The sequence below is a fragment of the Streptomyces sp. NBC_00162 genome (assembly GCF_024611995.1).
In the GTDB taxonomy this organism is placed as follows: Bacteria; Actinomycetota; Actinomycetes; order Streptomycetales; family Streptomycetaceae; genus Streptomyces.
In genome coordinates this window covers 3,429,145-3,454,273 of sequence record NZ_CP102509.1, presented here as the reverse complement: position 1 = coordinate 3,454,273, position 25,129 = coordinate 3,429,145, and the positions used below count along the sequence as shown (strand labels likewise).

At 71.9% G+C, this 25,129-nt stretch carries 29 protein-coding genes; 15 read left to right on the top strand and 14 right to left on the bottom strand.

The window, feature by feature from the left end:
• Positions 1-804, bottom strand: a complete 804-nt coding sequence (locus JIW86_RS15830) for an enoyl-CoA hydratase/isomerase family protein (protein ID WP_257554309.1) — start codon at positions 802-804, stop codon at positions 1-3.
• A 331-nt stretch (positions 805-1,135) separates the two neighbouring features.
• Between JIW86_RS15830 and JIW86_RS15825 the strand changes: the two genes are divergently transcribed.
• Both JIW86_RS15825 and JIW86_RS15820 read left to right on the top strand, forming a co-directional pair.
• Positions 1,136-1,303 (top strand): DUF3117 domain-containing protein, encoded by a 168-nt coding sequence (locus JIW86_RS15825; RefSeq protein WP_003966491.1) that lies wholly within the window; start codon positions 1,136-1,138, stop codon positions 1,301-1,303.
• A 133-nt stretch (positions 1,304-1,436) separates the two neighbouring features.
• Positions 1,437-2,054 (top strand): hypothetical protein, encoded by a 618-nt coding sequence (locus tag JIW86_RS15820; protein ID WP_257554308.1) that lies wholly within the window; start codon positions 1,437-1,439, stop codon positions 2,052-2,054.
• 10 nt (positions 2,055-2,064) lie between these two features.
• Here the strand turns inward: JIW86_RS15820 and JIW86_RS15815 are convergent, their stop codons facing one another.
• A complete protein-coding gene (locus tag JIW86_RS15815; RefSeq protein WP_069921811.1) occupies positions 2,065-2,727 on the bottom strand; it encodes an O-methyltransferase in 663 nt (220 codons plus the stop codon).
• A 179-nt stretch (positions 2,728-2,906) separates the two neighbouring features.
• Between JIW86_RS15815 and sigE the strand changes: the two genes are divergently transcribed.
• The 5 genes from sigE (at position 2,907) to JIW86_RS15790 (ending at position 7,128) form a co-directional block, all read left to right on the top strand.
• Positions 2,907-3,686: an RNA polymerase sigma factor SigE gene (gene sigE, locus JIW86_RS15810; RefSeq protein ID WP_257554307.1), complete on the top strand. Its 780-nt coding sequence runs from the start codon at positions 2,907-2,909 to the stop codon at positions 3,684-3,686.
• A complete protein-coding gene (locus JIW86_RS15805) occupies positions 3,683-4,345 on the top strand; it encodes an anti-sigma factor family protein (RefSeq protein WP_257554306.1) in 663 nt (220 codons plus the stop codon). Before sigE ends, JIW86_RS15805 begins: the two co-directional genes overlap by 4 nt.
• Before the next feature lie 54 nt (positions 4,346-4,399).
• Complete coding sequence (locus JIW86_RS15800; RefSeq protein WP_323186097.1) at positions 4,400-5,698, top strand: S1C family serine protease; 1,299 nt, start codon at positions 4,400-4,402, stop codon at positions 5,696-5,698.
• A 118-nt stretch (positions 5,699-5,816) separates the two neighbouring features.
• Entirely contained in the window at positions 5,817-6,263 is a 447-nt protein-coding gene (locus JIW86_RS15795; protein WP_257554305.1) for a sec-independent translocase, read from the top strand.
• Between the two features lie 163 nt (positions 6,264-6,426).
• Complete coding sequence (locus tag JIW86_RS15790; RefSeq protein ID WP_215149883.1) at positions 6,427-7,128, top strand: hypothetical protein; 702 nt, start codon at positions 6,427-6,429, stop codon at positions 7,126-7,128.
• 58 nt (positions 7,129-7,186) lie between these two features.
• Here the strand turns inward: JIW86_RS15790 and JIW86_RS15785 are convergent, their stop codons facing one another.
• The 3 genes from JIW86_RS15785 to JIW86_RS15775 form a co-directional block, all read right to left on the bottom strand.
• Positions 7,187-8,302 (bottom strand): Mrp/NBP35 family ATP-binding protein, encoded by a 1,116-nt coding sequence (locus JIW86_RS15785; RefSeq protein WP_215149902.1) that lies wholly within the window; start codon positions 8,300-8,302, stop codon positions 7,187-7,189.
• A 96-nt stretch (positions 8,303-8,398) separates the two neighbouring features.
• The gene (locus JIW86_RS15780; protein ID WP_257554302.1) at positions 8,399-9,103 is read right to left on the bottom strand and encodes a DUF1003 domain-containing protein; all 705 of its coding nucleotides are present in this window, start codon (positions 9,101-9,103) and stop codon (positions 8,399-8,401) included.
• On the bottom strand, positions 9,093-10,364 hold the full coding sequence (locus JIW86_RS15775) for a magnesium transporter MgtE N-terminal domain-containing protein (RefSeq protein WP_257554301.1): 1,272 nt from the start codon (positions 10,362-10,364) through the stop codon (positions 9,093-9,095). The genes JIW86_RS15780 and JIW86_RS15775 overlap by 11 nt, the downstream gene beginning before the upstream one ends.
• A gap of 208 nt (positions 10,365-10,572) precedes the next feature.
• Here JIW86_RS15775 and JIW86_RS15770 point away from each other — a divergent pair, with 208 nt between their 5' ends.
• The gene (locus JIW86_RS15770) at positions 10,573-11,343 is read left to right on the top strand and encodes a hypothetical protein (protein ID WP_257554300.1); all 771 of its coding nucleotides are present in this window, start codon (positions 10,573-10,575) and stop codon (positions 11,341-11,343) included.
• A 43-nt stretch (positions 11,344-11,386) separates the two neighbouring features.
• Here JIW86_RS15770 and JIW86_RS15765 read toward each other — a convergent pair whose 3' ends face one another.
• Positions 11,387-11,899 (bottom strand): hypothetical protein, encoded by a 513-nt coding sequence (locus tag JIW86_RS15765; RefSeq protein ID WP_215149880.1) that lies wholly within the window; start codon positions 11,897-11,899, stop codon positions 11,387-11,389.
• 55 nt (positions 11,900-11,954) lie between these two features.
• On the bottom strand, positions 11,955-13,070 hold the full coding sequence (locus JIW86_RS15760) for a magnesium and cobalt transport protein CorA (protein WP_215149879.1): 1,116 nt from the start codon (positions 13,068-13,070) through the stop codon (positions 11,955-11,957).
• Between the two features lie 375 nt (positions 13,071-13,445).
• Here JIW86_RS15760 and JIW86_RS15755 point away from each other — a divergent pair, with 375 nt between their 5' ends.
• From JIW86_RS15755 to JIW86_RS15740, 4 genes are all read left to right on the top strand, one after another.
• Positions 13,446-14,030 carry a suppressor of fused domain protein gene (locus JIW86_RS15755; RefSeq protein WP_215149878.1) on the top strand — a complete coding sequence of 195 codons (585 nt, stop codon included), beginning with the start codon at positions 13,446-13,448 and terminating at the stop codon, positions 14,028-14,030.
• A gap of 58 nt (positions 14,031-14,088) precedes the next feature.
• Entirely contained in the window at positions 14,089-14,733 is a 645-nt protein-coding gene (locus JIW86_RS15750) for a DUF6758 family protein (RefSeq protein WP_257554299.1), read from the top strand.
• 83 nt (positions 14,734-14,816) lie between these two features.
• Entirely contained in the window at positions 14,817-15,680 is an 864-nt protein-coding gene (locus tag JIW86_RS15745) for a PHP domain-containing protein (RefSeq protein ID WP_257554298.1), read from the top strand.
• Positions 15,681-15,752: 72 nt separating this feature from the next.
• Positions 15,753-16,358, top strand: coding sequence for a MarC family protein (locus JIW86_RS15740; protein WP_215149875.1), 606 nt, complete (start codon positions 15,753-15,755; stop codon positions 16,356-16,358).
• Between the two features lie 75 nt (positions 16,359-16,433).
• Here the strand turns inward: JIW86_RS15740 and JIW86_RS15735 are convergent, their stop codons facing one another.
• From JIW86_RS15735 to JIW86_RS15725, 3 genes are all read right to left on the bottom strand, one after another.
• The gene (locus JIW86_RS15735) at positions 16,434-16,586 is read right to left on the bottom strand and encodes a hypothetical protein (RefSeq protein WP_215149874.1); all 153 of its coding nucleotides are present in this window, start codon (positions 16,584-16,586) and stop codon (positions 16,434-16,436) included.
• Between the two features lie 97 nt (positions 16,587-16,683).
• On the bottom strand, positions 16,684-17,541 hold the full coding sequence (locus tag JIW86_RS15730) for an alpha/beta fold hydrolase (protein WP_257554297.1): 858 nt from the start codon (positions 17,539-17,541) through the stop codon (positions 16,684-16,686).
• 113 nt (positions 17,542-17,654) lie between these two features.
• Positions 17,655-19,514 (bottom strand): DEAD/DEAH box helicase, encoded by a 1,860-nt coding sequence (locus JIW86_RS15725; RefSeq protein ID WP_257554296.1) that lies wholly within the window; start codon positions 19,512-19,514, stop codon positions 17,655-17,657.
• A 451-nt stretch (positions 19,515-19,965) separates the two neighbouring features.
• Here JIW86_RS15725 and JIW86_RS15720 point away from each other — a divergent pair, with 451 nt between their 5' ends.
• The gene (locus JIW86_RS15720; protein WP_257554295.1) at positions 19,966-20,724 is read left to right on the top strand and encodes a ferritin-like domain-containing protein; all 759 of its coding nucleotides are present in this window, start codon (positions 19,966-19,968) and stop codon (positions 20,722-20,724) included.
• 80 nt (positions 20,725-20,804) lie between these two features.
• Here the strand turns inward: JIW86_RS15720 and JIW86_RS15715 are convergent, their stop codons facing one another.
• The 4 genes from JIW86_RS15715 to JIW86_RS15700 all read right to left on the bottom strand — a co-directional run bounded on the left by JIW86_RS15715 (position 20,805) and on the right by JIW86_RS15700 (position 22,611).
• Positions 20,805-21,107 (bottom strand): hypothetical protein, encoded by a 303-nt coding sequence (locus JIW86_RS15715; protein ID WP_251065603.1) that lies wholly within the window; start codon positions 21,105-21,107, stop codon positions 20,805-20,807.
• A gap of 132 nt (positions 21,108-21,239) precedes the next feature.
• Positions 21,240-21,467: a DUF3107 domain-containing protein gene (locus JIW86_RS15710; RefSeq protein WP_215149754.1), complete on the bottom strand. Its 228-nt coding sequence runs from the start codon at positions 21,465-21,467 to the stop codon at positions 21,240-21,242.
• Between the two features lie 148 nt (positions 21,468-21,615).
• Complete coding sequence (locus tag JIW86_RS15705; RefSeq protein WP_215149755.1) at positions 21,616-22,266, bottom strand: TetR/AcrR family transcriptional regulator; 651 nt, start codon at positions 22,264-22,266, stop codon at positions 21,616-21,618.
• A gap of 126 nt (positions 22,267-22,392) precedes the next feature.
• Positions 22,393-22,611, bottom strand: a complete 219-nt coding sequence (locus tag JIW86_RS15700; RefSeq protein WP_215149756.1) for a hypothetical protein — start codon at positions 22,609-22,611, stop codon at positions 22,393-22,395.
• Between the two features lie 130 nt (positions 22,612-22,741).
• On the opposite strand from JIW86_RS15700, the gene JIW86_RS15695 reads away from it, so the two are divergent.
• Positions 22,742-23,710, top strand: coding sequence for an alpha/beta fold hydrolase (locus tag JIW86_RS15695; protein WP_257554294.1), 969 nt, complete (start codon positions 22,742-22,744; stop codon positions 23,708-23,710).
• Between the two features lie 5 nt (positions 23,711-23,715).
• Positions 23,716-25,014 carry a DUF3152 domain-containing protein gene (locus tag JIW86_RS15690; protein WP_257554293.1) on the top strand — a complete coding sequence of 433 codons (1,299 nt, stop codon included), beginning with the start codon at positions 23,716-23,718 and terminating at the stop codon, positions 25,012-25,014.
• Positions 25,015-25,129 lie beyond the last annotated feature (115 nt).

Here is a 25,129-nt window from a genome sequence, read left to right as displayed (position 1 = left end):
TCAGCGGCCGAGGTACTTCGGCGGCTGCTTCGCGAGGAAGGCCTGGACCGCGATGGAGTGGTCCTCGGAGGCCCCTGCACGGGTCTGGAGGACGTCCTCGCGCTCCAGCGCCTCGGCGAGGGAGCGGGAGGCCCCGTACGCCAGGGACTCCTTCAGCGCCGCGTACGCGACCGTGGGGCCGGACGCCAGCGCACGGGCCACGGCCTCGGCCTCGGCGTGCAGGGAGTCCGCGGGGACCAGGCGGTTGGCGATGCCGAGCTCGTACGCCTCCTGGGCCTTGACCGAGCGCGGGAAGAGCAGCAGGTCGGAGGCGCGGGAAGCGCCGATCAGCCGGGGCAGGGTCCACGAGACCCCGGAGTCGGCGGTCAGCGCCACCCCGGCGAACGAGGTGTTGAAGGACGCGGTGTCGGCGACGACCCGGAAGTCCGCCGCGAGGGCGAAACCGAAGCCCGCCCCGGCCGCGACGCCGTTCACCCCGGCCACCACCGGCTTCGGCATCTCCGTGAGCGCGCGGACGATCGGGTTGTAGTGCTCCGTGACGGTGCTCATCGTGAGGGTGGAGCCGCTCTCGCGGTCCGCCGCCAGGTTCCCGATGTGTTCCTTGAGGTCCTGGCCCACGCAGAAGGCCCGGTTGCCGGCCGCGGTCAGCAGGACGGCCCGCACCGCGGTGTCCGCGGCCGCCGCGAGCGCCGCGTCGCGCAGCGCGACCTTGGCCTCCGTGTTCATGGCGTTCATCGCGTCCGGGCGGTTGATCGTGATGGTCGCGAGTCCGTCGCTCACTTCGTAGAGCACGCTGTCGGCCATGGCAGGGGGTCCCCCTTCGTCGCGGGATGGCTACCGGCCGGTACCGGCCGGTGCAAGGGCCAGCATGGCGGACCGGACGGCACGCGCACATGTGATGTGCGTCAAAGAAAGCCGGGGCCGTTCACCGGAAGCGGGGGCGAAGTATCGCAGGCGGGTCCCCGAAATGAGTGGTTTTGGCCGAGCGCGTTGCCGAAGCGTTCCCGGGCGATGTTGGTCATCGGGTCCTGACATGCGGGATAATGGCTGGGAAGCAATGTGTTCGATGCCGGTACTAGGCGCCTGAATGGGGCCGTCGGCTGACGATGAGCTGGTTTCAGGAAGGGGAACGAGCATGGCGGCCATGAAGCCGCGGACGGGCGACGGCCCGCTCGAGGTCACCAAGGAGGGGCGGGGCATCGTCATGCGCGTACCGCTCGAGGGCGGCGGTCGGCTCGTCGTCGAGCTGACCCCGGACGAGGCGGACGCCCTGGGTGACGCCCTGAAGAAGGTCGTCGGCTGATCCCCCGAGGACGCTGACCGCACTTTCACTGCATTTCCGCGTTACTGCATTCTCTGCGCTGCCCCGACCGCGATGAGCGGCCGGGGCAGCGTTGTGTCGTGTTCGAGGACATCCCCTTCCCGGAGCCGTCGCCGTGACCTACTCGCCGCCCGCGCCGCCCGCTTTCGCCGACTGCACCCCGCGCGAGAAGGCGGCCCGGATCCTCTCCGACGTCCTCGCGCCGGCGAACCTCGTGGTCGCCCTGCTCCTGCTGGTCGGGTGGCACAGCACCGGCTCGTGGTCCGGCCTCGGCTGGGGTCTGCTCGCCGCCCTGTTCTGCGGTGTGGTCCCGATCGGGATCATCGTGCTCGGCGTCCGGCGGGGGGCGCTGACCGACCAGCACATACGGGTGCGGCGCCAGCGGGTCGTCCCGATGGCCCTGAGCCTGGTCTCCGTCGCCGCCGGGATCGGCCTGCTGCACGTCCTGGGCGCCCCGGCGGACGTGTTCGCGCTCGTCGTGGCGATGCTCGCCGGGCTCGTCTCGTCCCTGCTGGTCACCGTCGGCTGGCAGATATCCATCCACATGTCGGTGGCCGGCGGCACCGTGATGATCCTGCTGCTCGTCTTCGGCCCGCCGGTCCTCCCGGCGGCGCTGATCGCCGCCGCCATCGGCTGGTCGCGGCTGGCGCTGCGGGCGCACACGGCCGCTCAGCTGCTCGCCGGGACCGCCCTGGGCGGGACGGCGGCGCTCACCTTCGCCCTGCTGCGCTGATACGAGCCGCTCAGCGCCGCACGGCGCACAGCAGTCCGTCGCCCACCGGGAGCAGCGCGGCCTCCAGGGCGGGGCTCTCCCGGACGCTGCGCAGCAGCTCGCGGACGCGGAGCACCTCCACCGGCTGGGCCGAGGAGTCGACCGTACGGCCGTCGGAGAAGACTCCCTCGAAGCACACCAGCCCGCCGGGGCGCAGCAGGCGCAACGATTCAGCGAGGTAGTCGAGGGACTCGGCAGGGTCCCCGTCGCAGAAGACGAGGTCGTACCCGCCGTCGGCGAGGCGGGGGAGCACGTCCAGCGCCCGGCCGGGGATGAAGCGCGCGCGGTTGCCCGCGAAGCCGGCGGCGCGGAAGGCCTGGCGGGCGAAAGCCTGCCGGTCCGCTTCGGGATCCACCGTGGTCAGCACCCCGTCCGGGCGCATTCCGTGGAGCAGGTGGATGCCGGAGACGCCGGTTCCGGTGCCGATCTCGGCGACCGCCTTGGCGTCCGCGGTGGCGGCCAGCAGGCGCAGCGCGGCCCCGGTACCGGGGGAGACCGAGCGCAGGCCCGCTTCCCTGGACCGGTCGCGGGCCCATCGCAGAGCGTCGTCCTCGGCGACAAACGCGTCGGCGAACGCCCAGCTCGTCTGCCGGTTGCCGGTAATGACCCTCTCCTGTCCCCATAGTTGGCGCAACGGTGACTGTATCCGTTGACGTCGGGAACCCGCAGATGGGACCGGGCGTTGTGTGGGGTGTGGGCGGGATAAGAAGGGACGGTGCCGGGCAGATCGCCAGTCCGGGACCGCTCCGGGGCCCACGAGCCATGCAAAGTTACTGCAAAAACACTTATCCGGAGCTGACGGAGGGGGTGGCTATGGTAGGGACTCCGCTGGACACCACCAGAGCCGACAGGGGAGGTGCGGCTGCGCCTGTGGATCGTGGGGGCGTGTTGAGACGCCTCTTCTGGTCGTCGGGTGAGCCGAAATCCGTGACCGACACCGCTGACCGCTTCCACACCGCAGCCGCCGCAACCACCGCGACGTTCGCCGCCGATGCGGGCTCCCAGGCGTGGACCCCTCCTTCATGGGAGGAGATCGTCAGCACGCACAGTGCGCGGGTCTACCGTCTTGCCTACCGTCTGACGGGCAACCAGCACGATGCCGAGGACCTGACCCAAGAGGTCTTCGTCCGCGTCTTCCGCTCGCTGTCGACGTACACGCCCGGCACGTTCGAGGGCTGGCTGCACCGCATCACGACCAACCTGTTCCTGGACATGGTCCGCCGCAAGCAGCGCATCCGCTTCGACGCGCTCGCCGACGACGCCGCCGAGCGGCTGCCCAGCCGCGAGCCGTCCCCCCAGCAGGTCCTGCACGACACCCACTTCGACGCGGACGTCCAGCAGGCGCTGGACACCCTCGCGCCCGAGTTCCGCGCGGCCGTGGTGCTGTGTGACATCGAGGGCCTGTCGTACGAGGAGATCGCCGCCACGCTCGGCGTCAAGCTCGGCACCGTGCGCAGCCGTATCCACCGGGGCCGTTCGCACCTGCGCAAGGCGCTCAAGCACCGGTCCCCCGCGGCCCGTGCCGAGCAGCGCGCGCTGGCCGGGGCGGCCGTGGGCGCGCCGGGCGCCGGGGGAGAGGGCGGAGCCGAGTGAGCGGAGCCAATCCGTCCCCCGCCGAACAGCACCTGGGCGACCGGCTTGCCGCCCTGGTGGACGGCGAGCTGAACCACGACGCGCGCGAGCGGGTCCTGGCCCACCTGGCCACCTGTGCCAAGTGCAAGGCCGAGGCCGATGCCCAGCGCCGTCTGAAGACCATGTTCGTGGAGAGCGCGCCGCCGCCGCTGTCCGCCGGGCTGCTGGCGCGGCTGCAGGGGCTGCCGGGCGGCGGCTTCGACGGACCGTCCGGTCCCGGGGGCCCGCCCTCCGGCGACCCGCTCGCCTCTTTCGCGTACGCCCTGCCCTCGGCCTCCCGGCCGCAGCAGGAGGGCTTCCGGATCCACGAGGTGGGCCGGCCGCGCCGCCGGTTCGCGTTCGCCGCCGCCGGAGCGGTGTCCCTTGCCGCGCTGGCGCTGGGCGGTGCGATGCCGCTGGAGACCGTGGACCCGAACCTGCGGGGTGAATCCCCCGCGCCCGCCTCCCGGCCGGGCCCCGCGGTGTCCGTGGCCGACGCCTCGGTGACCGACGCGTTCGTCCGCGACCGGCGGCCCACCCCGGCCGCCGTACCGACGCTCCTGTCGACCGCGGCGACCCCGCTCCCGCCGCTCCACCCTTCCCCGCCCAGCTCGGCCCGCCCGGTCTCCCTGCTGCGCTGACCTCGGACCTGGTTGAATCTGCGGCACATGCGCACAAGTACGCGGGGAGCGCCGATGGCCGACAGGCAGCAGACCGATCCGGCTCCACAGTGGTGGAGCCGGCCCGAGGGCACGGCGGCGGACACCGGCCGCGAAGGGGTGCCCGCCCCGCGGCCGGAGGGCGGCGGCGAGGCGGAGGCCCAGGAGCCGGTCCGCGAGGTGCGGTACGACCCCTGGGGCGAACAGCCGTTGCAGGTCGTGGACCGGGGCAGGCAGGGGCGCGGGTTCCGGCTGTGGCAGGTGGCGGCCCTCGCCGCCGGAACGGCCCTGCTCGCCGGCGGGATCGGCGGGTACCTCGGCGTCCTCGCGGAGCGCCAGAGCAGCACCCGCCTGGAGCTGCCCCAGGCCGGGGTCGCCGACAAGGGCCGCGCCCCGGAGAGCGTCGCGGGCATCGCGGCCGCCGCGCTCCCCGGGGTGGTCACCCTGCACGTGCGCGGCTCCGCCGGCAGCGGTACCGGTACCGGCTTCGTACTCGACCAGCAAGGGCACATCCTGACCAACAACCACGTGGTCGCCGACGCCAAGGAGATAGCGGTCACCTTCAGCACCGGTGAGAGCGTCACCGCCGAGCTGGTGGGCCGCGACTCCGGGTACGACCTGGCCGTGGTCAAGGTCAGCGGGGTGCGGGGGCTCCAGCCGCTGAGCCTGGGGAACTCCGAGAACGTGAAGGTGGGCGACCCGGTCGTGGCCATCGGGGCGCCGTTCGACCTGTCCAACACCGTCACCGCGGGCATCATCAGCGCCACCGGCCGGCCCGTCACCGCCGGCGGAGACAAGGGCGACGGCAGCGACATCAGCTACGTCGACGCCCTGCAGACCGACGCCCCCATCAACCCCGGGAACTCCGGCGGCCCCCTCCTGGACGCCAAGGCCCACGTGGTCGGCATCAACAGCGCGATCCGGGGCGCCGACAAGGACGATCCCGCCCGCCAGGGCGGCTCCATCGGACTCGGCTTCGCCATCCCGATCAACCAGGGCAAGCGCGTAGCCGAGGAGCTCATCCGCACCGGCCGTGCCACGCATCCCGTCATCGGCGTCACCCTCGACATGGAGTACACGGGCGACGGGGCCCGGGTCGGGGACAAGGGCGAGGACGGCAAGCCGGCCGTGGTCGCCGACGGGCCGGCCGCCCGCGCCGGGATCAAGGCCGGTGACGTGATCACCAAGGTGGACGGCCAGCGCGTGCGCGGCGGGGACGAGCTGATCATCAAGATCAGGTCCCACCGGCCGGGTGACCCGCTGACCCTGACGGTGGTCCGCGACGGCCGGGAGCGCACCCTGGAGCTGGTCCTCGGGTCGGCGAACGGCTCATGAGCACCGGATGACGACACGGTGAAAGCGCTACGGAGGCGGTACGCAGGTATGGCCCGGCGGACAACGCCGGGTACCGTGTGTCCGGGCCCGAAGTGATAGAGAGCCGAGGAGCGGCAAGGTGTTCAACGACATAGGCGCACTCGAACTTGTCACGATCGTGGTGCTCGCCATTCTCATCTTCGGCCCGGACAAGCTGCCCAAGGTCATCCAGGACGTCACCGGCGTCATCCGGAAGATCCGCGCGTTCTCGGACAGCGCGAAGCAGGACATCCGGTCCGAACTCGGCCCGGAATTCAAGGACTTCGAGTTCGAGGACCTGAACCCGAAGAACTTCATCCGCAAGCAGCTGACCGAGAACGAGGACCTCAAGGAGATCCGCAGCAGCTTCGATCTCCGCAAGGAGCTCACCGACGTCACCGACGCCGTGAACAGCAAGGAGACGGATCCCGCGGTGGCCTCCGCCGGTCCGTCCGCCACGCCCGCCGCCACCGGTCCGGACCTGCTGAAGAAGCCCGCCGCCCCGGCCGCCGACCAGCGCGCCCGCTTCGACGCCGACGCCACCTGAGACGCCACCTAACACGCCACCTGACAGGCAGCCTGCCCGGTGATCGGGGGTCCGGTGGCTATCCTCCATCTGTCCGGACCCAGGCCGCCCGAGGGTGGGGGTCCCCCCAGCGAAGCGAGGGGGGCTGGCCGTTCCGGGCCCCACGGAACGAGAGGCCGCTCAGATGGAGACGACGAGCAGCAGGGTAGGGGCGCAGACCGCCGCCGCACCCGCTGAGGAACCACAGACCGCCGCGCAGGCGCCGGAGGAGGCCGCCGCGCCCGTCCCGGCGGCCCGCCGGACGGCCGAGGGCTTTCTGGCGGCCGACTTCCCCTGGTACGGGCTGGACGAGGCCTTCACCGGCCCCCGCTGGCTCATGCAGGTGGGTACGGCCGCCGACGGCACCGTCGAGCACGGATCCACCGGCCACGGCGACGAGCCGTCCGCCCGCGGTGAGATCGCCACCGGCGAGAAGGAGCGCTTCGCGGTGGTCGTCACCGTGGCCAGCAACCCGGTGCGCCGCAGCGGCGACGGCACCGGCACCCTGGAGGCCACCTCGGTCTCCTCGGCGGCCTGGCTGGCCGGCTCCGGGCTGCTGGCCTACAGCTGGCCCGGGCAGATGGACCACACCCTGCGCAGCGACTGGCTCGACCAGCAGACCGAGGCCGCCTGGGAGCTCGCGGACGATCTCGGCGGCGAGGACTGGTCCACGCTGTCGCTCCCGGTGGACGGGGAGCCGACGCCGTTCCACTACCGCGAGTCGGAGTTCGGGTGGGTGCTCGCCGGGTCCACCGGCAGCGGGGTCCACCTCGGTGCGTACGGGCGCGGGATGAGCGCGTACGGGCTCGGCTTCTCGGCCATCACGGACCTCGGCACGTACGAGTAGCGGGCAACGCGAAAGGGCACCGCCGGTCGGCGGTGCCCTTCACGCTGTGCCCTTGAGGTCAGAACTTGTTGCGCGGGGTGATGCCCAGCGACATGCCCGACAGGCCGCGGGCGCGGCCGCCCAGCTTGCCCGCGATCGCGCGCAGGGCCGCGCCGGCCGGGGAGTCCGGGTCGGACAGGACGACGGGCTTGCCCTCGTCGCCGCCCTCGCGCAGCCGCACGTCGATCGGGATGGAGCCCAGCACCGGAACCGTCGCGCCGACCGTCTTGGTCAGCCCGTCGGCGACCTTCTGGCCACCGCCCGAGCCGAAGACGTCCACCATCTCGTCGCAGTGCGGGCACGGCAGGCCCGACATGTTCTCGACGACGCCGACGATCTTCTGGTGGGTCTGCACGGCGATCGAACCGGCCCGCTCCGCCACCTCGGCGGCGGCCTGCTGCGGGGTCGTGACGACCAGGATCTCCGCGTTCGGCACCAGCTGCGCCACCGAGATCGCGATGTCACCGGTGCCCGGCGGCAGGTCCAGCAGCAGCACGTCCAGGTCGCCCCAGAACACGTCCGCCAGGAACTGCTGGAGGGCTCGGTGCAGCATCGGACCGCGCCACACCACCGGCGCGTTGCCCGGGGTGAACATGCCGATGGAGATGACCTTCACGCCGTGCGCCGACGGCGGCATGATCATGTTCTCGACCTGGGTGGGGCGGCCGTCCACGCCGAGCATGCGCGGCACGCTGTGGCCGTAGATGTCCGCGTCGACCACGCCGACCTTCAGGCCGTCCGCGGCCATCGCCGCGGCCAGGTTGACGGTGACCGAGGACTTGCCGACGCCGCCCTTGCCGGACGCGACCGCGTACACGCGGGTCAGCGAGCCCGGCTTCGCGAAGGGCACCTCGCGCTCGGCGGTCCCGCCGCGCAGCGAGGTCGCCAGCTCCTTGCGCTGCTCGTCGCTCATCACGTCCAGGGTGACGGCGACCGAGGTGACGCCCGCGACCCGCTCGACGGCCTCGGTGACGTTCTTGGTGATGGTCTCGCGCATCGGGCAGCCCGACACCGTCAGGTAGACGGTGACGGCGACCGCGCCGCCGTCGCCGATCTCCACCGATTTCACCATGCCGAGCTCGGTGATCGGCCGGTGGATCTCGGGGTCGTTCACCGTCGCCAGCGCGTCCAGGATCGCGTCCTGCTCAGGCACTGCGGCGGCGTCGGCGGAGCTTGTGTCGGTAGCCATGCCCCGATGGTACGGCTCGGTAGCACGGCTCAGGAAAGCCCGTCAGCGGTCGCCTTCGTCACGTTCCTGCGGGAATAGCCGCCGCTCGTCCATCTCCTTGATCAGGTCCTGGAACTCGGACCTGATCCAGTCGCGTGTGGCGACCTCGCCCAGGCCCATCCGCAGGGCCGCGATCTCCCGTGTCAGGTACTCGGTATCGGCGATGGACCGCTCGTTCTGCTTGCGGTCCTGTTCCAGGTTGACCCGGTCACGGTCGTCCTGCCGGTTCTGGGCCAGCAGGATCAGCGGGGCGGCGTACGAGGCCTGGAGCGACAGCATCAGCGTCAGGAAGATGAACGGGTACGGGTCGAACCGCAGGTCGTCCGGCGCGAAGATGTTCCACAGCACCCAGCAGATGATGACGACCGTCATCCAGACGATGAACCGGCCCGTGCCGAGGAACCGCGCCACCCGCTCCGACAGCCGCCCGAACGCCTCCGGGTCGTACTCGGGCAGCAGCCGGCGCCGCGCCGGGCGCGGCAGGTCCAGCCGGACCCGCGAACGCGTCAGCGCGCTCGAACCGGTCGACGGGCCGAACCCGCCGGCCTTCGCCCGCTCGCCGCGCTCGAAGGAAGAACGTTCCACCCGCTCGGCGGCCTCCGCCAGCCCGTGCTCGCGCGCCGACAGCCGTGCCTGCTCGCGACGCTCCCGGATCTGCTCGCGCCGCCGCTCGCGCGACTGATCGCCGCGCCCCCGTTCAGTGCCCATTGACGACCTCCTCGGAGTGGAAGTCCGTCTCGCGCCAGTCTTCCGGCAGCAGGTGGTCCAGTACGTCGTCCACCGTCACCGCGCCCAGCAGCGAACCGCTCTCGTCGACCACCGGCACGGCCACCATGTTGTAGGCGGCCAGATAGCTGGTCACCACCGGCAGCGAGGCGTCCGGCCGCAGCGGCGCCAGGCCCGTGTCCACGATCGAGCTGACCAGCGTGAACGGCGGATCCCGCAGCAGCCGCTGGAAGTGCACCGTGCCCAGGTACTTGCCCGTGGGCGTCTCGTCCGGCGGCCGGCACACGTACACCTGGGCCGCCAGCGCCGGCGACAGGTCCGCCTGCCGTACGCGGGCCAGCGCGTCCGCGACCGTCGCGTCCGGCCGCAGCACGATCGGCTCGGTGGTCATCAGACCGCCCGCCGTCCGCTCCTCGTAGGACATCAGACGCCGCACGTCGGCCGCGTCGTCCGGCTGCATCAGCGTCAGCAGCCGCTCCTTGTCGTCCTCCGGCAGTTCGGAGAGCAGGTCGGCCGCGTCGTCCGGGTCCATGGCCTCCAGGACGTCGGCGGCGCGCTCCTCCTTGAGCTTGCCGAGGATCTCCACCTGCTCGTCCTCGGGCAGCTCCTCCATGACGTCCGCGAGCCGGTCGTCGTCGAGGGCGCTCGCCACCTCGGCGCGCCGCTTCGGCGACAGGTGGTGCAGGACGTTCGCCACGTCGGCGGGGCGCATCTGCTCGAAGGTGGCGACCAGGTTCTCGGCGCCCTGCCCGTGCTCCTCCAGGGAGAAGCCGGTGACCGCGGACCACTCCACCGTCAGGGTTTCCCCGCGCCGGCGCAGCGCGCCCGCCTTGCCCTTCCGTACGAAGATCTTGTCGATCTCCCAGTCCCGGCGGGCCGGCAGCTGCTGGATGGCCACGTCCAGGACGGTGACCTCCTCGCCGTCCGCGACCAGCTTCACGCGCCGGTCGAGCAGCTCGCCGAGGACCAGCCGCTCGGTGGGGCGCTGCTCGAAGCGCCGCATGTTGACCACGCCGGTGGTGATGACCTGCCCGGACTCCACGCCCGTGACCCGGGTCATCGGCAGGAAGATCCGGCGCCGGCTGACCACCTCGACCACCAGGCCCAGCAGCCGCGGCGGGCGTCCGCCGACGCGCAGCATCGCGACGAGGTCGCGGACGCGGCCGACCTGGTCGCCGTTGGGGTCGAAGACGGGCACACCCGACAGATGTGAGACGAAGATCCGCGGGGCGCCTGCAGCCATCCGAGCGCCTCCTAGAGCGTCAATCAACAGTCCTGCCGCCCCTCAGGCTAGCCCGTGCCCCGCGCAAGCGTCCTGGTGGGGCGGTCCGCACGGGGTCCCTCCGGGGGGCTGGCGGCCCTCGGTCTACGGGCGGGTACGCTGCCAGCTGCTCCCCCCCAGTCGCCGCTGGGAGGTCCCCCAGCAGACGACGGACGAGAGGCACTCGCACGTGACCGCCTACTTCCCTGCCGCGCGGCTGCGCCGTGCCGCCTTCATCGGTGTGTTGTGCGCGGGTCTCGCCGTCACCGGTACGGGCTGCGGGGAGGATCCCGACGAGGGCACGAACGGGATCGGCAAGCTCTCCGCCGACAAGATCGAGGCGAAGGCGAAGGCGGCCGCCACCGAGGCCGACTCGGTGCACCTGTCCGGCACGCTGGTGAGCGGCGGCAAGTCCTTCACCCTCGACATGCGGCTGAAGTCGGACGGCGGCTCCGGCGAGGTGAAGTCCCAGGACGACACGTTCCAGCTGCTGCGGGTGGGGGAGCAGCTGTACCTGAAGGCGAGCGCGGCCTTCTGGGGCCAGTCCGACTCGGCCGGGAAACTCGGCGACAAGTACGTGAAGGTGCCCGAGGGGGACCCCTCCTACAAGCAGTTCCGCGGTTTCACCGACATGGACGTCCTGCTGGACGGGCTGCTGGGCCTCGAGGGAAAGCTCGCCAAGGGCTCCTACACGAAGGTCGGGCACACCCGGGCGGTCCAGGTCACGGCGGACGAGGGCAAGGGCGGCAAGCTCGCGGTCTCCCTGGAGGGGACCCCGTACCCGCTGCTCATGGAGCGCGCGGGGGGCGCCGGCCGGGTGGAGCTCGCGGAGTGGGGCAAGGCCTTCCCGCTCGATCCGCCCGCGCAGGACCAGACCGTCGACTACGGGTCCCAGCTGCCGACGACGAAGGAAGCCGAGACCAAGGGCTCCGGCCAGGGCTCGAACCCCACCAAGCCGTAGAGGCCCAGGGGCGTAGAGCCGCAGAGGCGCAGAGCCCGGGGGTCTAGCGGGCGGCCTTCTTCCGCTTCAGCAGCAGCTTCGGCAGGTGCGCAGGGATGGGCCTGCGCGTGATCGCGGGGGAGGCCAGCGGGGCCGCGGCCAGCGAGCCGGCCGGCAGCTCCGTGCGGACCGACTCCGGCTCCAGCCGCAGCAGGCGGCACTCGCGTGCCCACCGCTCGGTCATCTCCTCCGAGTCGGGCGCGTTCAGCCGCTTGCCCTTGAGCTCGGCGACAGCCGCCGCCCACTCCTCGCCGCGCGGCGGGATCTCCCGTACCGTCGCGGTCCAGGCCACCAGCCGGCCGCCCTTGTCCTTGCTCCGCACGGTCACCTCGGCGCTCGCCCCGTCGGCGAGCCCCGGGAACGGCTGCTCGCCGGGCCCGTCGCCCAGTACGTGGGCCGCGCCGTCCACCCAGGCGTGCCACAGGGCGCGGTCGGCCCCGCCGCCGCGGACCCAGATCAGGCCGGACTTCTTGGTGGCCTCCTCGACGAGGGCCAGGTCGAGCGCGCTGAGAGTCATGCGGACCAGAGTAGGGGAGGCCGGTACGGGCCTGGGAGCCAGCCGTGGACGGGCCTCAGAGCCAGCCGTGGCGGCGCAGGGTCCGGTGGATGCTGAAGCAGATTCCGACGATCGAGGCCATCACCATCGGATAGCCGTACTTCCACTGGAGCTCGGGCATGTGATCGAAGTTCATCCCGTAGACCCCGCAGATCATCGTCGGTACGGCGATGATCGCCGCCCAGGAGGTGATCTTGCGCATGTCCTCGTTCTGGGCGACCGTCGCCTGCGCGAGATTGGCCTGGAGGATCGAGTTCAGCAGCTCGTCGAAGCCCACCACCTGCTCGTGCACCCGCGCCAGGTGGTCGGCTACGTCCCGGAAGTACTTCTGGATGTCCGGGTCCACCAGCCGCATCGGCCGTTCGCTGAGCAGCTCCATCGGCCGCAGCAGCGGCGAGACCGCCCGCTTGAACTCCATCACCTCGCGCTTGAGCTGGTAGATGCGGCCCGCGTCGCCACCGCGCGCGGCGCCCTTCGCGGGGGCGGCGAAGACCTCGCTCTCCACCTCGTCGATGTCGTCCTGCACGGCCGCCGCGACCGCGATGTAGCCGTCGACCACGTGGTCGGCGATGGAGTGCAGGACCGACGAGGGGCCCTTGGAGAGGAGGTCGGGGTCGTCCTGGAGGCGGTGGCGCAGCCCCTTGAGGGATCCCTGCCCGCCGTGCCGGACGGTGATGACGAAGTCGGGGCCGGTGAAGCACATCACCTCGCCGGTCTCCACCACCTCGCTGGTGGCGGTGAGTTCGGCGTGCTCGACGTAGTGGATCGTCTTGAAGACGGTGAAGAGGGTGTCGTCGTAGCGCTCCAGCTTCGGCCGCTGGTGCGCGTGCACGGCGTCCTCCACCGCCAGCGGGTGCAGGCCGAAGGTGGCCGCGATCCCCGCGAACTCCGCCTCGGTGGGCTCGTGTAGGCCGATCCAGGCGAAGCCGCCGTCCTCGCGGACCCGGCGGATCGCCTCACGGGGCGTCAGGCAGTCGGGCCCCAGCACGCGTCGGCCGTCGCGGTACACGGCGCAGTCGACCACGGCGCTGCTCGCCGACGGGTCGCGGGTGGTGTCGTATCCGGGCTGTGCCGGGGTGGACTTGCGCAGCGACGGACGGACGGCCGCACGCAGGTAGGGCAGCATGGACATGGCAGGCTCCTTCGCGCGCACGGCTGCGGACCGTACGGGTGGGAGACCCTCCACCGCTGCGGGCGGGCAGGCCCGGGCAAGGGGAGGGAACAGGACGGGAGGACAAAGTTCTGCCGTCGCTCTTCTACTGATCAGGAGATCAAAGGGGGCGGGAGGCGCCCGTCACAGAAGCGGAAGAGCGATTGGTACTGCACGATCGACTTCGATCCATCGCAGCCCCACCTCCTCCGGCCGGTCCCCCGTGAGGGACGTCCTGTCGCCGGAGCACCCATACATCGCTTCTGCGTGCGGCCCCGACCAGCTGTCAACAGTATCAGCCGACGGATGGTCAAGACGCGTCCTTTACCCGGCTGATACGAGTTCTATGCTCGCTCCATGGCAGAAATTCTGGCCCTCGTGGAGGCTCGGCTGCGCACCGCGTTCGGCGTACCCGACGCACGCGCCGCCGTCACCTTCCTGGGCACCGACCGCATCGAGGTACTCCGTTTCGCCGAGGGTGACCTCGTGCGGTACGCGACCCTCGGCATGTCCGCGCACCCGATGACCGATCCGACCGCCGTGGTCGCCGACCCCGTACGCGGGCCGCGCGCCGAGCTGGTGCTGACCGTACGGGGCGGACTCGCGCCCACCGACAAACTGCTCAGGCCGCTCGCGGTACTGGGTGCCTCCCCGCAGGTCGAGGGACTGATCGTGGCCCCCGGGGCCTCGCTGGACGTGGGCGAACCCCTCTGGGACGGGGCGCCGTTCAGCTCCGTCCTGGTGGCGGAACCCGGCGGCCTGGTGGAGGACCTGGAGCTGGACGAGCCCATGGACCCGGTGCAGTTCCTCCCCCTGCTCCCCATGACGGCGAACGAGGCCGCGTGGAAACGGGTGCACGGAGCGGCCGCCCTCCAGGAACGCTGGCTCGCGCGCGGCACGGATCTGCGGGATCCTCTGCGTACCGCAGTCGCACTGGACTGAGCCCGGACGGGTGATCGCGTCTTGACGGCGCGCCGGGCGGGGAGGAGCGTGGCTTCTTATGAGGGGCGAACCAAGTTGCCCGAAGTGCGGTGGCCGGGTCAGAGCGCCCGGTCTCTTCTCCGACTCCTGGCAGTGCGCTGTGCACGGCGCTGTCCACCCTCTGCAACCCGTCATCCCGCCCAGCGTCGAAGGCCTGAGCGTGGTCGTGCACCGGACGAAGGTGCCGGTGTGGATGCCGTGGCCGCTCCCGGTGGGGTGGCTGTTCACCGGGGTCGCCTCCGCCGGCGACGACCGCAGCGGGGGGCGGGCGACGGCCGTGGCCTGCTCGGGTCCCGGTCCGCTGGGCGGCATGGGTGAGCTGCTGCTGGTCGCCGAGGAGCTCGGAGTGGGGCTCGGCGCGCGGTTCGCGGGCATCGACGGCCCGGACCCCGGCTCGCACATCGACGTGTCGGCGCCGCCGCACGCCAAGGTGGTCGCGGCGGGCCGCCCGACACCGCTGTGGCACCTCAAGGGGGCCCCGGACGACCGGGCCGTGTTCGCGGGCGAGGCGCGGGGCCTGTGGCTCTGGGCGATCGTCTGGCCGGAGCAGACCGGCCTCCTGATGTACGACGAGCTCGTCCTCACCGACCTCCGCGACGCGGGGGCCGAGATCGAGCTCCTGCCGTGCGGGGCGCTGAGCCCGCGCATCCTCGGGCCGGGATAGCCCGCGGGCCCGCTGCCCGGGGGGACCTCCGGCCCGGTTATCCTGGAGTGCCCCCCCGTTCGTACCACCCTTGGAGCCCGGCTGTGCGCATCGACCTGCACACCCACTCCACGGCTTCCGACGGTACGGACACCCCCGCCGAGCTGGTGCGCAATGCCGCCGGCGCGGGGCTGGACGTGGTCGCGCTGACCGACCACGACACCGTGGGCGGATACGCCCAGGCCATCGCCGCGCTGCCCGCCGGGCTGACGCTGGTGACCGGAGCCGAGCTGTCCTGCCGGCTCGACGGGGTCGGGCTGCACATGCTCGCCTACCTCTTCGACCCCGAGGAGCCCGAGCTCGCCCGCGAGCGGGAACTCGTACGGGACGACCGCACCCCCCGCGCGCAGACCATGGTCGGCAAGCTCCGGGCGCTCGGCGTGGACGTCACCTGGGAGCAGGTGGCCCGGATCGCCGGTGACGGCTCCGTGGGGCGGCCGCACATCGCGACCGCGCTGGTCGAGCTGGGCGTCGTACCCACCGTGTCGGACGCCTTCACGCCCGACTGGCTCGCCGATGGCGGCCGGGCGTACGCCGAGAAGCACGAGCTCGACCCCTTCGACGCCATCCGCCTGGTCAAGGCGGCCGGCGGGGTCACCGTCTTCGCCCACCCCGCCGCCGTCAAGCGCGGCGAGTGCGTGCCCGAGGCGGCGATAGCCGAGCTGGCGGCCGCGGGCCTGGACGGCATCGAGGTGGACCACATGGACCACGACACCGACACCCGCGCGCGGCTGCGCGGCCTGGCGGCGGACCTCGGACTGCTGACCACCGGCTCCAGCGACTACCACGGCAGCCGCAAGACCTGCCGGCTCGGGGAGTACACGACCGACCCCGAGATCTACGGCGAGATCACGCGCCGCGCGACCGGGGCCTTCCCTGTGCCCGGCGCCGGCGGACGTGAGGGTTAGCGAGCCAGAGCTCCGCTCCACCCGTCCCACCACTTTTCTTCGCGACACCCCTCTCTCCCGCAAGGCATCACTGTGTTCGACTTCGCCGTCTTCGGATCCCTTTTTCTCACGCTTTTTGTGATTATGGACCCCCCGGGGATCACGCCGATCTTCCTCGCCCTGACCTCCGGGCGCCCCGCCAAGGTGCAGCGCAAAATGGCCTGGCAGGCCGTCTGCGTGGCCTTCGGCGTCATCGCGGTCTTCGGTATCTGCGGCCAGCAGATCCTGGACTACCTGCACGTCTCCGTCCCGGCGCTGATGATCGCCGGTGGTCTGCTGCTCCTGCTCATCGCGCTCGACCTGCTCACCGGCAAGACCGACGAGCCGAAGCAGACGAAGGACGTCAACGTCGCCCTGGTCCCGCTGGGCATGCCGCTGCTGGCCGGCCCCGGTGCGATCGTGTCCGTGATCCTGGCCGTGCAGAAGGCCGACGGGTTCGGCGGCCAGGTCTCGGTCTGGTGCGCGATCATCGCCATGCACGTCGTGCTGTGGCTGACCATGCGCTACTCGCTGGTGATCATCCGGGTCATCAGGGACGGCGGCGTGGTCCTCGTGACCCGGCTCGCCGGCATGATGCTCTCCGCGATCGCCGTCCAGCAGATCATCAACGGTGTGCTCCAGGTCGTACAGGGCGCCTGACCGCCACGGACATGCGAACGCCCCCGCACCGGTTCCGGTGTGGGGGCGTCGACGTTCGTGCGGTGTGTCAGGGCGTCAGCAGGACGCCGTCTCGGCCGGTCGGATCAGAATGCGCTGGCCAACGGCTGCGGCCTGCTGCACGATCCGGTTGACGGAGGCCGCGTCCACGACGGTGCTGTCCACGGCAGATCCGTCGACGTCGTCCAGGCGCAGAATCTCGAAGCGCATGGGGCTTCTCCCTTCGTCAGTGTTCTCCTTGCAAAGGTCACAACGAAGTGTAGAGGGAAAACATTCCCTACGCTAAGGAAATTTTTTCACTCGCTAACTACTCTGCGGTGCACGCGTCCCAGAACGCAGCCAGCGCACCCGCCGTGACCTGCGGATTCTCCGCATTGGGGGAGTGCTCGGCGCGCTCGACGATCACACGCGAAGCGCTCAGGCGCTCCGCCATGTCATCCATCAACGGCACCGGCCAGGCGTTGTCCACGGCTCCCGACAGCACCAGCTTCGGGAGCGGGACGGCCGCCAGCTCCGCGACCCGGTCCGGCTCGGAGATCAGTACCCGGCCCGTGGCTATCAGCTGCTCGGGGACGGTGGCCAGCCACCGCTCGCGCAGGAACCGCGCCAGCTCGGGCGAGTCCGCGACGGCGTCCTCGGGGTCATGGGCGCGCATCGCCTCCCACACCGCCGGCATGTCCTCACGCAGCGCCTCCAGGGCCGCCACCAGCAGCTTCGTGCGCGCCTGCTGCTCCTCGGAGATCGCGGCGGGCCCGCTGCTCATCAGCGTGAGCGAGGCGAAGGGCGAGGCGTCGCGGAGTACGGCGGCGCGCGAGACCAGCCCGCCGAGGGAGTGCCCGACCAGGTGGACCGGGCCCGCGTCCAGCGCGGCGGCCTGCGCGAGGACGTCCCCCGCCAGCTCCTCCAGCGCGTACGCGGACTCCTCGCGCGGGCCGGGGCTCTGGTACTGGCCGCGGCCGTCGACGGCGACGACGCGGTACCCGGCGGCGGCCAGCGGCTCCAGGAGGGCGATGAAGTCCTCCTTGCTGCCCGTGAACCCGGGCACCAGCAGGGCGGTCCCGCGGACGGGCGCACCGGCCTCGTGGACGGCGAACGCGCCCCGGTCGGTGTCGAGGAGGTACGCGCGGGCGCGCGGGGGCAGGGTGAGGCGCGGCGGCTTGCTCATACGGCTCACGTTACTGGCCGGTCGGCACCGCGGGTCCGCGGGTCGGCCGATACGCCGATGGCCCGGCCCCCCTGGACGGGGAGCCGGGCCATCGGCGTATAGGGCTGTGCTGCTTACGCCTCCGGCGCGGCCGCGGCCTTGCGGGTGCGGGTGCGCTTCGGCTTGACCGGGGCCTCCTCGGCCACAGCGGCGGCCGGAGCCACCGGAGCGGCCTCGGCGACCTTGCGGGTCCGGGTACGGCGGGCCTTGACGGGCTCCACGGGCGGGGCCATCTGGAAGTCCGGCTCCGGAGCGGCCTCCGCGACCTTGCGGACGCGCTTCGGCTTGACCGGGGCCTCCTCGGCCGGGGCCTCGACCACGGCCGCCTCGGCGACCGCGGCGACGGCCTTGCGGGTGCGGGTGCGCTTCGGCTTGGCCGGAGCCTCCACGACGGCCTCGACCGCGACGGCGGCAGGGGCCTCGACCACGGCGACCGGAGTCACCGGAGCGGCCTCGACGGCCTCGGCTGCCTGGGCCGGGACCACGGCGGCGCGGGTCCGGCGGCGGCGCGGCCTGCGCGGCTCGTCGGCGGCCGGAGCCTCGGGAGCCTCGGCCTGCGGGGTCACCGCGACCGCCTCGGCGGTCTCGGCGCCCAGCTCCGTGCCACCACGGGTGCGGCGGCGCTGACGCGGCGTACGGGTACGCGCGGGGCGCTCCTCCGTCACCACGGCGGCAGCCGCGGCCGGGCCGGAGCGGCCGCCACGGCCACCGCGGCCGCCGGTCTCGCCCAGGTCCTCGACGTCCTCGGCCTTCAGGCCGGCCCGCGTGCGCTCGGCGCGCGGCAGGATGCCCTTGGTGCCGGCCGGGATGTTCATCTGCTCGTACAGGTGCGGGGACGTGGAGTACGTCTCGACCGGGTCGTGGAAGTCCAGCTCCAGCGCCTTGTTGATCAGCTGCCAGCGCGGGATGTCGTCCCAGTCGACCAGGGTGACGGCGATGCCCTTGTTGCCCGCGCGACCGGTGCGGCCCACGCGGTGCAGGAAGGTCTTCTCGTCCTCCGGCGTCTGGTAGTTGATGACGTGGGTGACACCCTCGACATCGATACCGCGCGCGGCGACGTCGGTGCACACCAGCACGTCGACCTTGCCGTTGCGGAACGCGCGCAGCGCCTGCTCGCGCGCGCCCTGGCCCAGGTCGCCGTGGACGGCGCCCGAGGCGAAGCCGCGCTTCTCCAGCTGCTCGGCGATGTCGGCCGCCGTGCGCTTGGTGCGGCAGAAGATCATGGCCAGGCCGCGGCCCTCCGCCTGCAGGATGCGGGAGACCAGCTCCGGCTTGTCCATGTTGTGCGCGCGGAAGACGTGCTGCGCGATGTTGGCGACGGTCGCGCCCTCGCCGTCCTCGGAGACGGCGCGGATGTGGGTCGGCTGCGTCATGTACCGGCGGGCCAGGCCGATGACCGCGCCCGGCATGGTCGCCGAGAACAGCATCGTCTGACGCTTCGGCGGCAGGTAGTTCATGATCTTCTCGACGTCGGGCAGGAAGCCCAGGTCGAGCATCTCGTCGGCCTCGTCGAGGACCAGGGCGCGGATGTGCGACAGGTCGAGCTTCTTCTGACCGGCCAGGTCGAGCAGGCGGCCCGGGGTGCCGACGATGATGTCGACGCCCTTCTTGAGCGCCTCGACCTGGGGCTCGTACGCGCGGCCGCCGTATATGGCGAGGACGCGGACGTTGCGGACCTTGCCCGCGGTCAGGAGGTCGTTGGTGACCTGGGTGCACAGCTCGCGGGTCGGAACCACCACGAGGGCCTGCGGGGCGTCGGTCAGCTGCCCGGGCTCGGCCCGGCCCGCCTCGACGTCCGCGGGGACGGTGACCCGCTCCAGCAGCGGAAGGCCGAAACCGAGCGTCTTGCCGGTTCCGGTCTTGGCCTGGCCGATGACGTCCGTGCCGGAAAGGGCGACGGGAAGGGTCATCTCCTGGATCGGGAAGGGGGACACGATGCCGACGGCCTCAAGGGCTTCGGCGGTCTCGGGGAGAATCCCGAGGTCTCGGAACGTAGTCAGGGTGCTGCCTCTTCTGTGAGACGCGGCCCGAGGCGGCGAAGGGGGTCGTACCGTGCCTGGCTATGCCGTACTGCTACGTACGAAGCTGCGCGGGACCACTGCCGTCGCTCAAGCGCTCTTGCCGCTGAGGGGGCCCCTCGTGCGGGAGGTACGCGTCCGCGCACACACCACACCACTGAGGGCGGTCGGTTTGGAGCCGATCGGGCCACCGACCGGGCATCCTCATTCGGGATGGCCCGCCGAGTATCCGGCAGGCGCATTACCACTGTACCCCGGAATCGCGCAGCTGTGTCGGGCGAATTCACCGCACCGGCACGTTTAGGCAGACCGGCAGTGACCAGGGATGGTGACTTGAGGCGCCTTTCGGCGGGCTATTGTGCGGAGCATGTCGACCGTAGAAAACGCCTCGCCCGCCGACGACGGCACGCCCGCCGAAGCCGTGGGCATCGCCGCCCAGGACTGGGCGGCCGCCTCCGCCTCGCCGCAGTACCGGGCCGCCGTCGTGGACCTGCTCGGCGCGCTCGCGTACGGAGAACTCGCGGCTTTCGAGCGCCTCGCGGAGGACGCGAAGCTCGCGCCCACCCTCGACGACAAGGCCGAGCTCGCCGCCATGGCCTCCGCCGAGTTCCACCACTTCGAGCGGCTGCGCGACCGGCTCGCGGCGATCGACGCCGAGCCCACCGCCTCCATGCAGCCCTTCGCCAAGGGCGTGGACGACTTCCACCGCCAGACCGCTCCGTCGGACTGGCTGGAGGGCCTGGTCAAGGCCTACGTCGGCGACTCGATCGCCAGCGACTTCTACCGCGAGGTCGCCAGCCACCTGGACACCGACACCCGGGCCCTCGTCCTCGGTGTGCTCGACGACACCGGTCACGGCAACTTCGCCGTCGAGAAGGTGCGCGCCGCCATCGAGGCGGACCCGCGCTGCGGCGGCCGGCTCGCGCTGTGGGCCCGCCGGCTGATGGGCGAGGCCCTCTCGCAGGCCCAGCGCGTGGTCGCCGAGCGCGACGCGCTCTCCACCATGCTGGTCGGCGGAGTCGACGGGATGGCCGCCGGCTTCGACCTCGCGGCCGTCGGCGAGATGTTCACCCGGATCACCAAGGCGCACACCAAGCGGATGGCGGCCCTCGGCCTCGCCGCGTAGCACCCGGCACACGTACGTCGGCCCCGGTACGGAACCATCCGTACCGGGGCCGACGTGCGTCAGGGATCAGGGATCAGGGGTCAGCCCCGTGTCGGGACCGAAAACGGAGTCCTGTGCGAGGGCCTGCGGGGCCCGGAGGCCGGCCGGAGCAGCAGGGACAGCACCACCGCCGACACCAAGACGGCCCCGACGAAGGTCGCGGTCAGGGTGTTGTGCCCCGGGCCGAGCGCGAAGTGCGTCAGATAGGCCCCGAACAGCGCCCCGAGCACCCCGCTGACCAGCACCACTCTCAGGGCGGGCAGCCTGCGGGCGAGCACTCGCGCGGCTGTCGCGGACAGGGCGAGGCCCAGCAGGGCAGAGCCGAGCACTTCCATCAGCACCATGAAGTCCCTCCCACACATCAGGGCAAACGCCTTCACTGCGGTCCTACCCGAAGCGGAAGACACGGAAACGGCCCGGTGGAATCAACCACCAGGCCGTTTCAGACAGTTCTCGGCACGTCAGGTGCCACCGCGTCAGAGCGCTCCGAAGCCGACCTTGCGCGCGCTCGGCTCGCCCAGGTCGACGTACGACAGGCGGTCGGACGGCACCAGAACCTTGCGGCCCTTGGTGTCGGTGAGGCTGAGCAGCGGCGCCGTGCCGGACAGCGCGGCGGCGACGATGGTCTCCAGCTCCTCGGCGCTCAGGTCGCTCTCCAGCACGATCTCCCGGGGTGCGTGCTGCACGCCGATCTTGACCTCCACGGCTTTGTCCCTCCGACGATCCGGTTCGCGCGATCAGCCGCGCCGTACGCGGTCCACATTAGCCCGGAGAGGGGACGCGGACCGCGCACAGCGGACACGCTCGCAGCGAACAGCGGAGAACGGACACCGCCCGCGGCCGTCCGGCGGCTCAGGCCTCGGTGCCCTGCTCGCTGCCGTGCAGCGGGAAGCCCGCGATACCGCGCCAGGCGAGCGAGGTCAGCAGGCCCACCGCCGTGTCCCGGGCGACCGGGCTCTCGCTGGACAGCCAGTAGCGGGCCACCACCTGCGAGACCCCGCCCAGGCCCACGGCCAGCAGCATCGACTCGTCCTTGGACAGGCCGGTGTCCTCGGCGATGACGTCGGAGATGGCCTCCGCGCACTGGAGCGAGACCCGGTCGACGCGCTCGCGCACGGCCGGCTCGTTCGTCAGGTCGGACTCGAAGACCAGCCGGAAGGCGCCGCCCTCGTCCTCCACGTACGCGAAATAGGCGTCCATGGTCGCCGCCACGCGCAGCTTGTTGTCGGTCGTCGACGCGAGCGCCGTGCGCACGGCGAGCAGCAGGGCCTCGCAGTGCTGGTCCAGCAGCGCCAGGTAGAGGTCGAGCTTGCCGGGGAAGTGCTGGTACAGCACCGGCTTGCTCACGCCGGCCCGTTCCGCGATGTCGTCCATGGCCGCGGCGTGGTAACCCTGCGCGACGAAGACCTCCTGGGCCGCGCCCAGCAGCTGGTTGCGCCGGGCTCGGCGCGGCAGTCGCGTGCCCCGCGGACGCGCTGCCTCGGTCTGCTCGATGGCTGTCACGCCGCCTCCCACTTTCTCTAAGAACACAGTGCGCTCTGCGCCGCGCCGCCATCGTACTTTTCGGTAACCGAATCTGGTGGGTTCAAGCCGAGTTTTCTCGCGGTACGGACCGGTCGGACGTGCTGGTCAGCGGTAGTCGTCCTCGTCCAGGGGCACCACCCTGGCCTGCTCCACGGCGTCCCCGTCGTTGGCCTCGCCGCGATCCACACCGGTGACCTTGTCGTCCTCCTCCGACGGCTCCACCTCGGTCAGCTGCTCCGCCAGGTCCGCCTCGGGCGCCTCAGGGTCGATGACTTCCGGAATCGCCTCGCGGAAGGTGTCCGGCTCCGCAGGGTCGACAGTCATGCCGCTCCCCTCGCTTCCTTGTTCTCACTACGAGCCTAGGAGGCTTGCGGATACCCCGCTATACGGATCGCCATGCCTCTGTGACCGCGAACACAAGGATCCCGGCGTGATCGTCTCGTAACATTGCCGCATGTCTTCGACCGAGCTGCCGGGTGTACGGTCCACCGCCGAGCCGTCCGCCCTGGCGGGAGCGGTCCGGGTGGCCAATGGAGAGCAGCTGCGCACCGTCGCGCTGCCCGGGCTGGAACTGGCCGTCCGGGTGCGCCCGCCCGTCCGTACGGACCTGCCGCCCGCCCTGTTCGTCCACGGACTCGGCGGTTCCTCGCAGAACTGGTCGGAGCTCATGGAGCGGCTGGCGGGCACCGTCGACGGCGAGGCCCTCGACCTGCCCGGCTTCGGCTGGTCCCCGCCGCCCGCCGACCGGGACTACTCCGTCACCGCCTTCGCCCGCGTGGTCATCCGGCACCTCGACGCCGCCGGACGCGGGCCGGTCCACCTCTTCGGGAACTCCCTCGGCGGCGCCGTTTCCACCCGGGTCGCGGCCGTCCGGCCCGACCTCGTCCGCACGCTCACGCTGGTCTCGCCCGCCCTGCCCGAACTGCGCGTGCAGAAGTCGGCCGTGCCGACCGCGCTGCTCGCCGTACCGGGGATGGCCGCGCTCCTGGGCCGGATCGCGCAGGGCCTGACCGCCGAACAGCGCACCCAAGGGGTGACGGAGCTCTGCTACGGCGACCCCGCGCGGGTGACGCCGGAGGGATTCCGCAACGCGGTCGAGGAGATGGAACGGCGGATGGCCCTGCCGTACTTCTGGGAGTCCCTGACCCGCTCCTCGCGCGGCATCGTCGACGCCTACACCCTCGGCGGGCAGCACGGACTGTGGCGGCAGGCGCAGCGGGTACTCGCCCCGGCCCTGCTGGTCTACGGTGGCAGGGACCAGCTGGTCTCGTACCGTATGGCGCACAAGGCGGCCGCTGCCTTCCGGGGCTCGCGGCTGCTGTGCCTGCCCGAGGCCGGGCACGTGGCGATGATGGAGTACCCCGAGGTGGTGGCCGCCGCCTTCCGGGAGCTGCTCCGAGATACCGAAGACGGCAGAGGCTGAGGACCGTGGGACGACATAGTCGCAAGGCCCCCGCGCCTGCCCCGGCGCCCGCACCCGCACCGGCCCCCGCACGTCAGCCGTACGAGCGGCCGCCGGCGTACGAGGAACGCACCCGGGCCCGGCCCGAGCCCACCGTCACCCACCAGGGGTACGTGGCCGAGGAGCGGCCCGCTCCGGGCGGCCACCCCCAGCAGTACGAGTCCGGCGGCGCCTGGGGAGCCGGAGCCGGAGCCGACTCCGTGTACGGGGACTGGCGCGGCGTCCCGCGCCCCCGGACCGCGACCGCCCTGCTGGACTCCGACACCCCGGCCTTCGGCACCCCCGCGGTCGGCTTCCCGCAGGTCACCCTGGCTCCGCCGGACGCCGAGCCCCCCTACGAGCACGCCCTCGACCCCGTCACCTCCACCGGCTCGCACCGCCGGGTGCCCGGGCCGCGCAAGCCGGCCGACGCGCCCGTGGAGCCGGAGCGGCCCGACTCCGGCCGCGGTACGAAGACACGCACCTACACCGGCATGGCCGCCGCGGCCGTCACCACCGTCCTCGCCGTCGTCGTCGCCGTCCAGGTGGTCTCCGACGGCGAGAGAGTCCAGCACGGCACGCTCGCCGCGACCGACGGCGGCCGGGCCGACGAGGCCGCCTCCCGCTCCGACGACCGCCCGACGCCGGACGCGCCCGCGCAGGCACCCGCGCCCGCGCAAGAGCTCACGTACGAGCAGAAGATGGCCCAGCAGCTGCCGATTGACGCGAAGCTCACCGGCTCCGGCGCCTTCGACACGGTGCCCGGCGTGGCCAAGGCCCCCGGCAAGGGCAAACTCGTGCGCTACCGGGTCGACGTGGAGCAGGGCCTGGGGCTGGACCCGCAGCTGTTCGCCGAGGCCGTCCACCGCACCCTCAACGACGACCGCAGCTGGGGCCACGGCGGCACGAAGACCTTCGAGCGGGTGCCGGGCGGCGAGGCCGACTTCGTGATCACCCTCGCGAGCCCCGGGACCACCGGGAAGTGGTGCGCCAAGTCCGGGCTGGACACGACCGTCGACAACGTCTCCTGCGACTCCGCGGCCACCGACCGCGTGATGATCAACGCGTACCGCTGGGCCCAGGGCTCCGCCACCTACGGGCCGGACCAGATGGTCGCCTACCGGCAGATGCTCATCAACCACGAGGTCGGCCACCGGCTCGGGCACGGCCACGTGAGCTGCCGCACGCCGGGCGCTCTCGCCCCGATCATGCAGCAGCAGACCAAGTCGCTCGACATCGACGGGATCCAGTGCAAGCCCAACCCCTGGGTGTTCCCCGGTAGCTGACGGTCAGTCGGCCGTCCGTGTCGACAAACGGTTCGCGTAGCGCGCTCGAACGCGAACCGTACGGGAAAGTTACGACTCTTCACCCCTTCCGGTGGCGCGACGGACAACCGTCCGT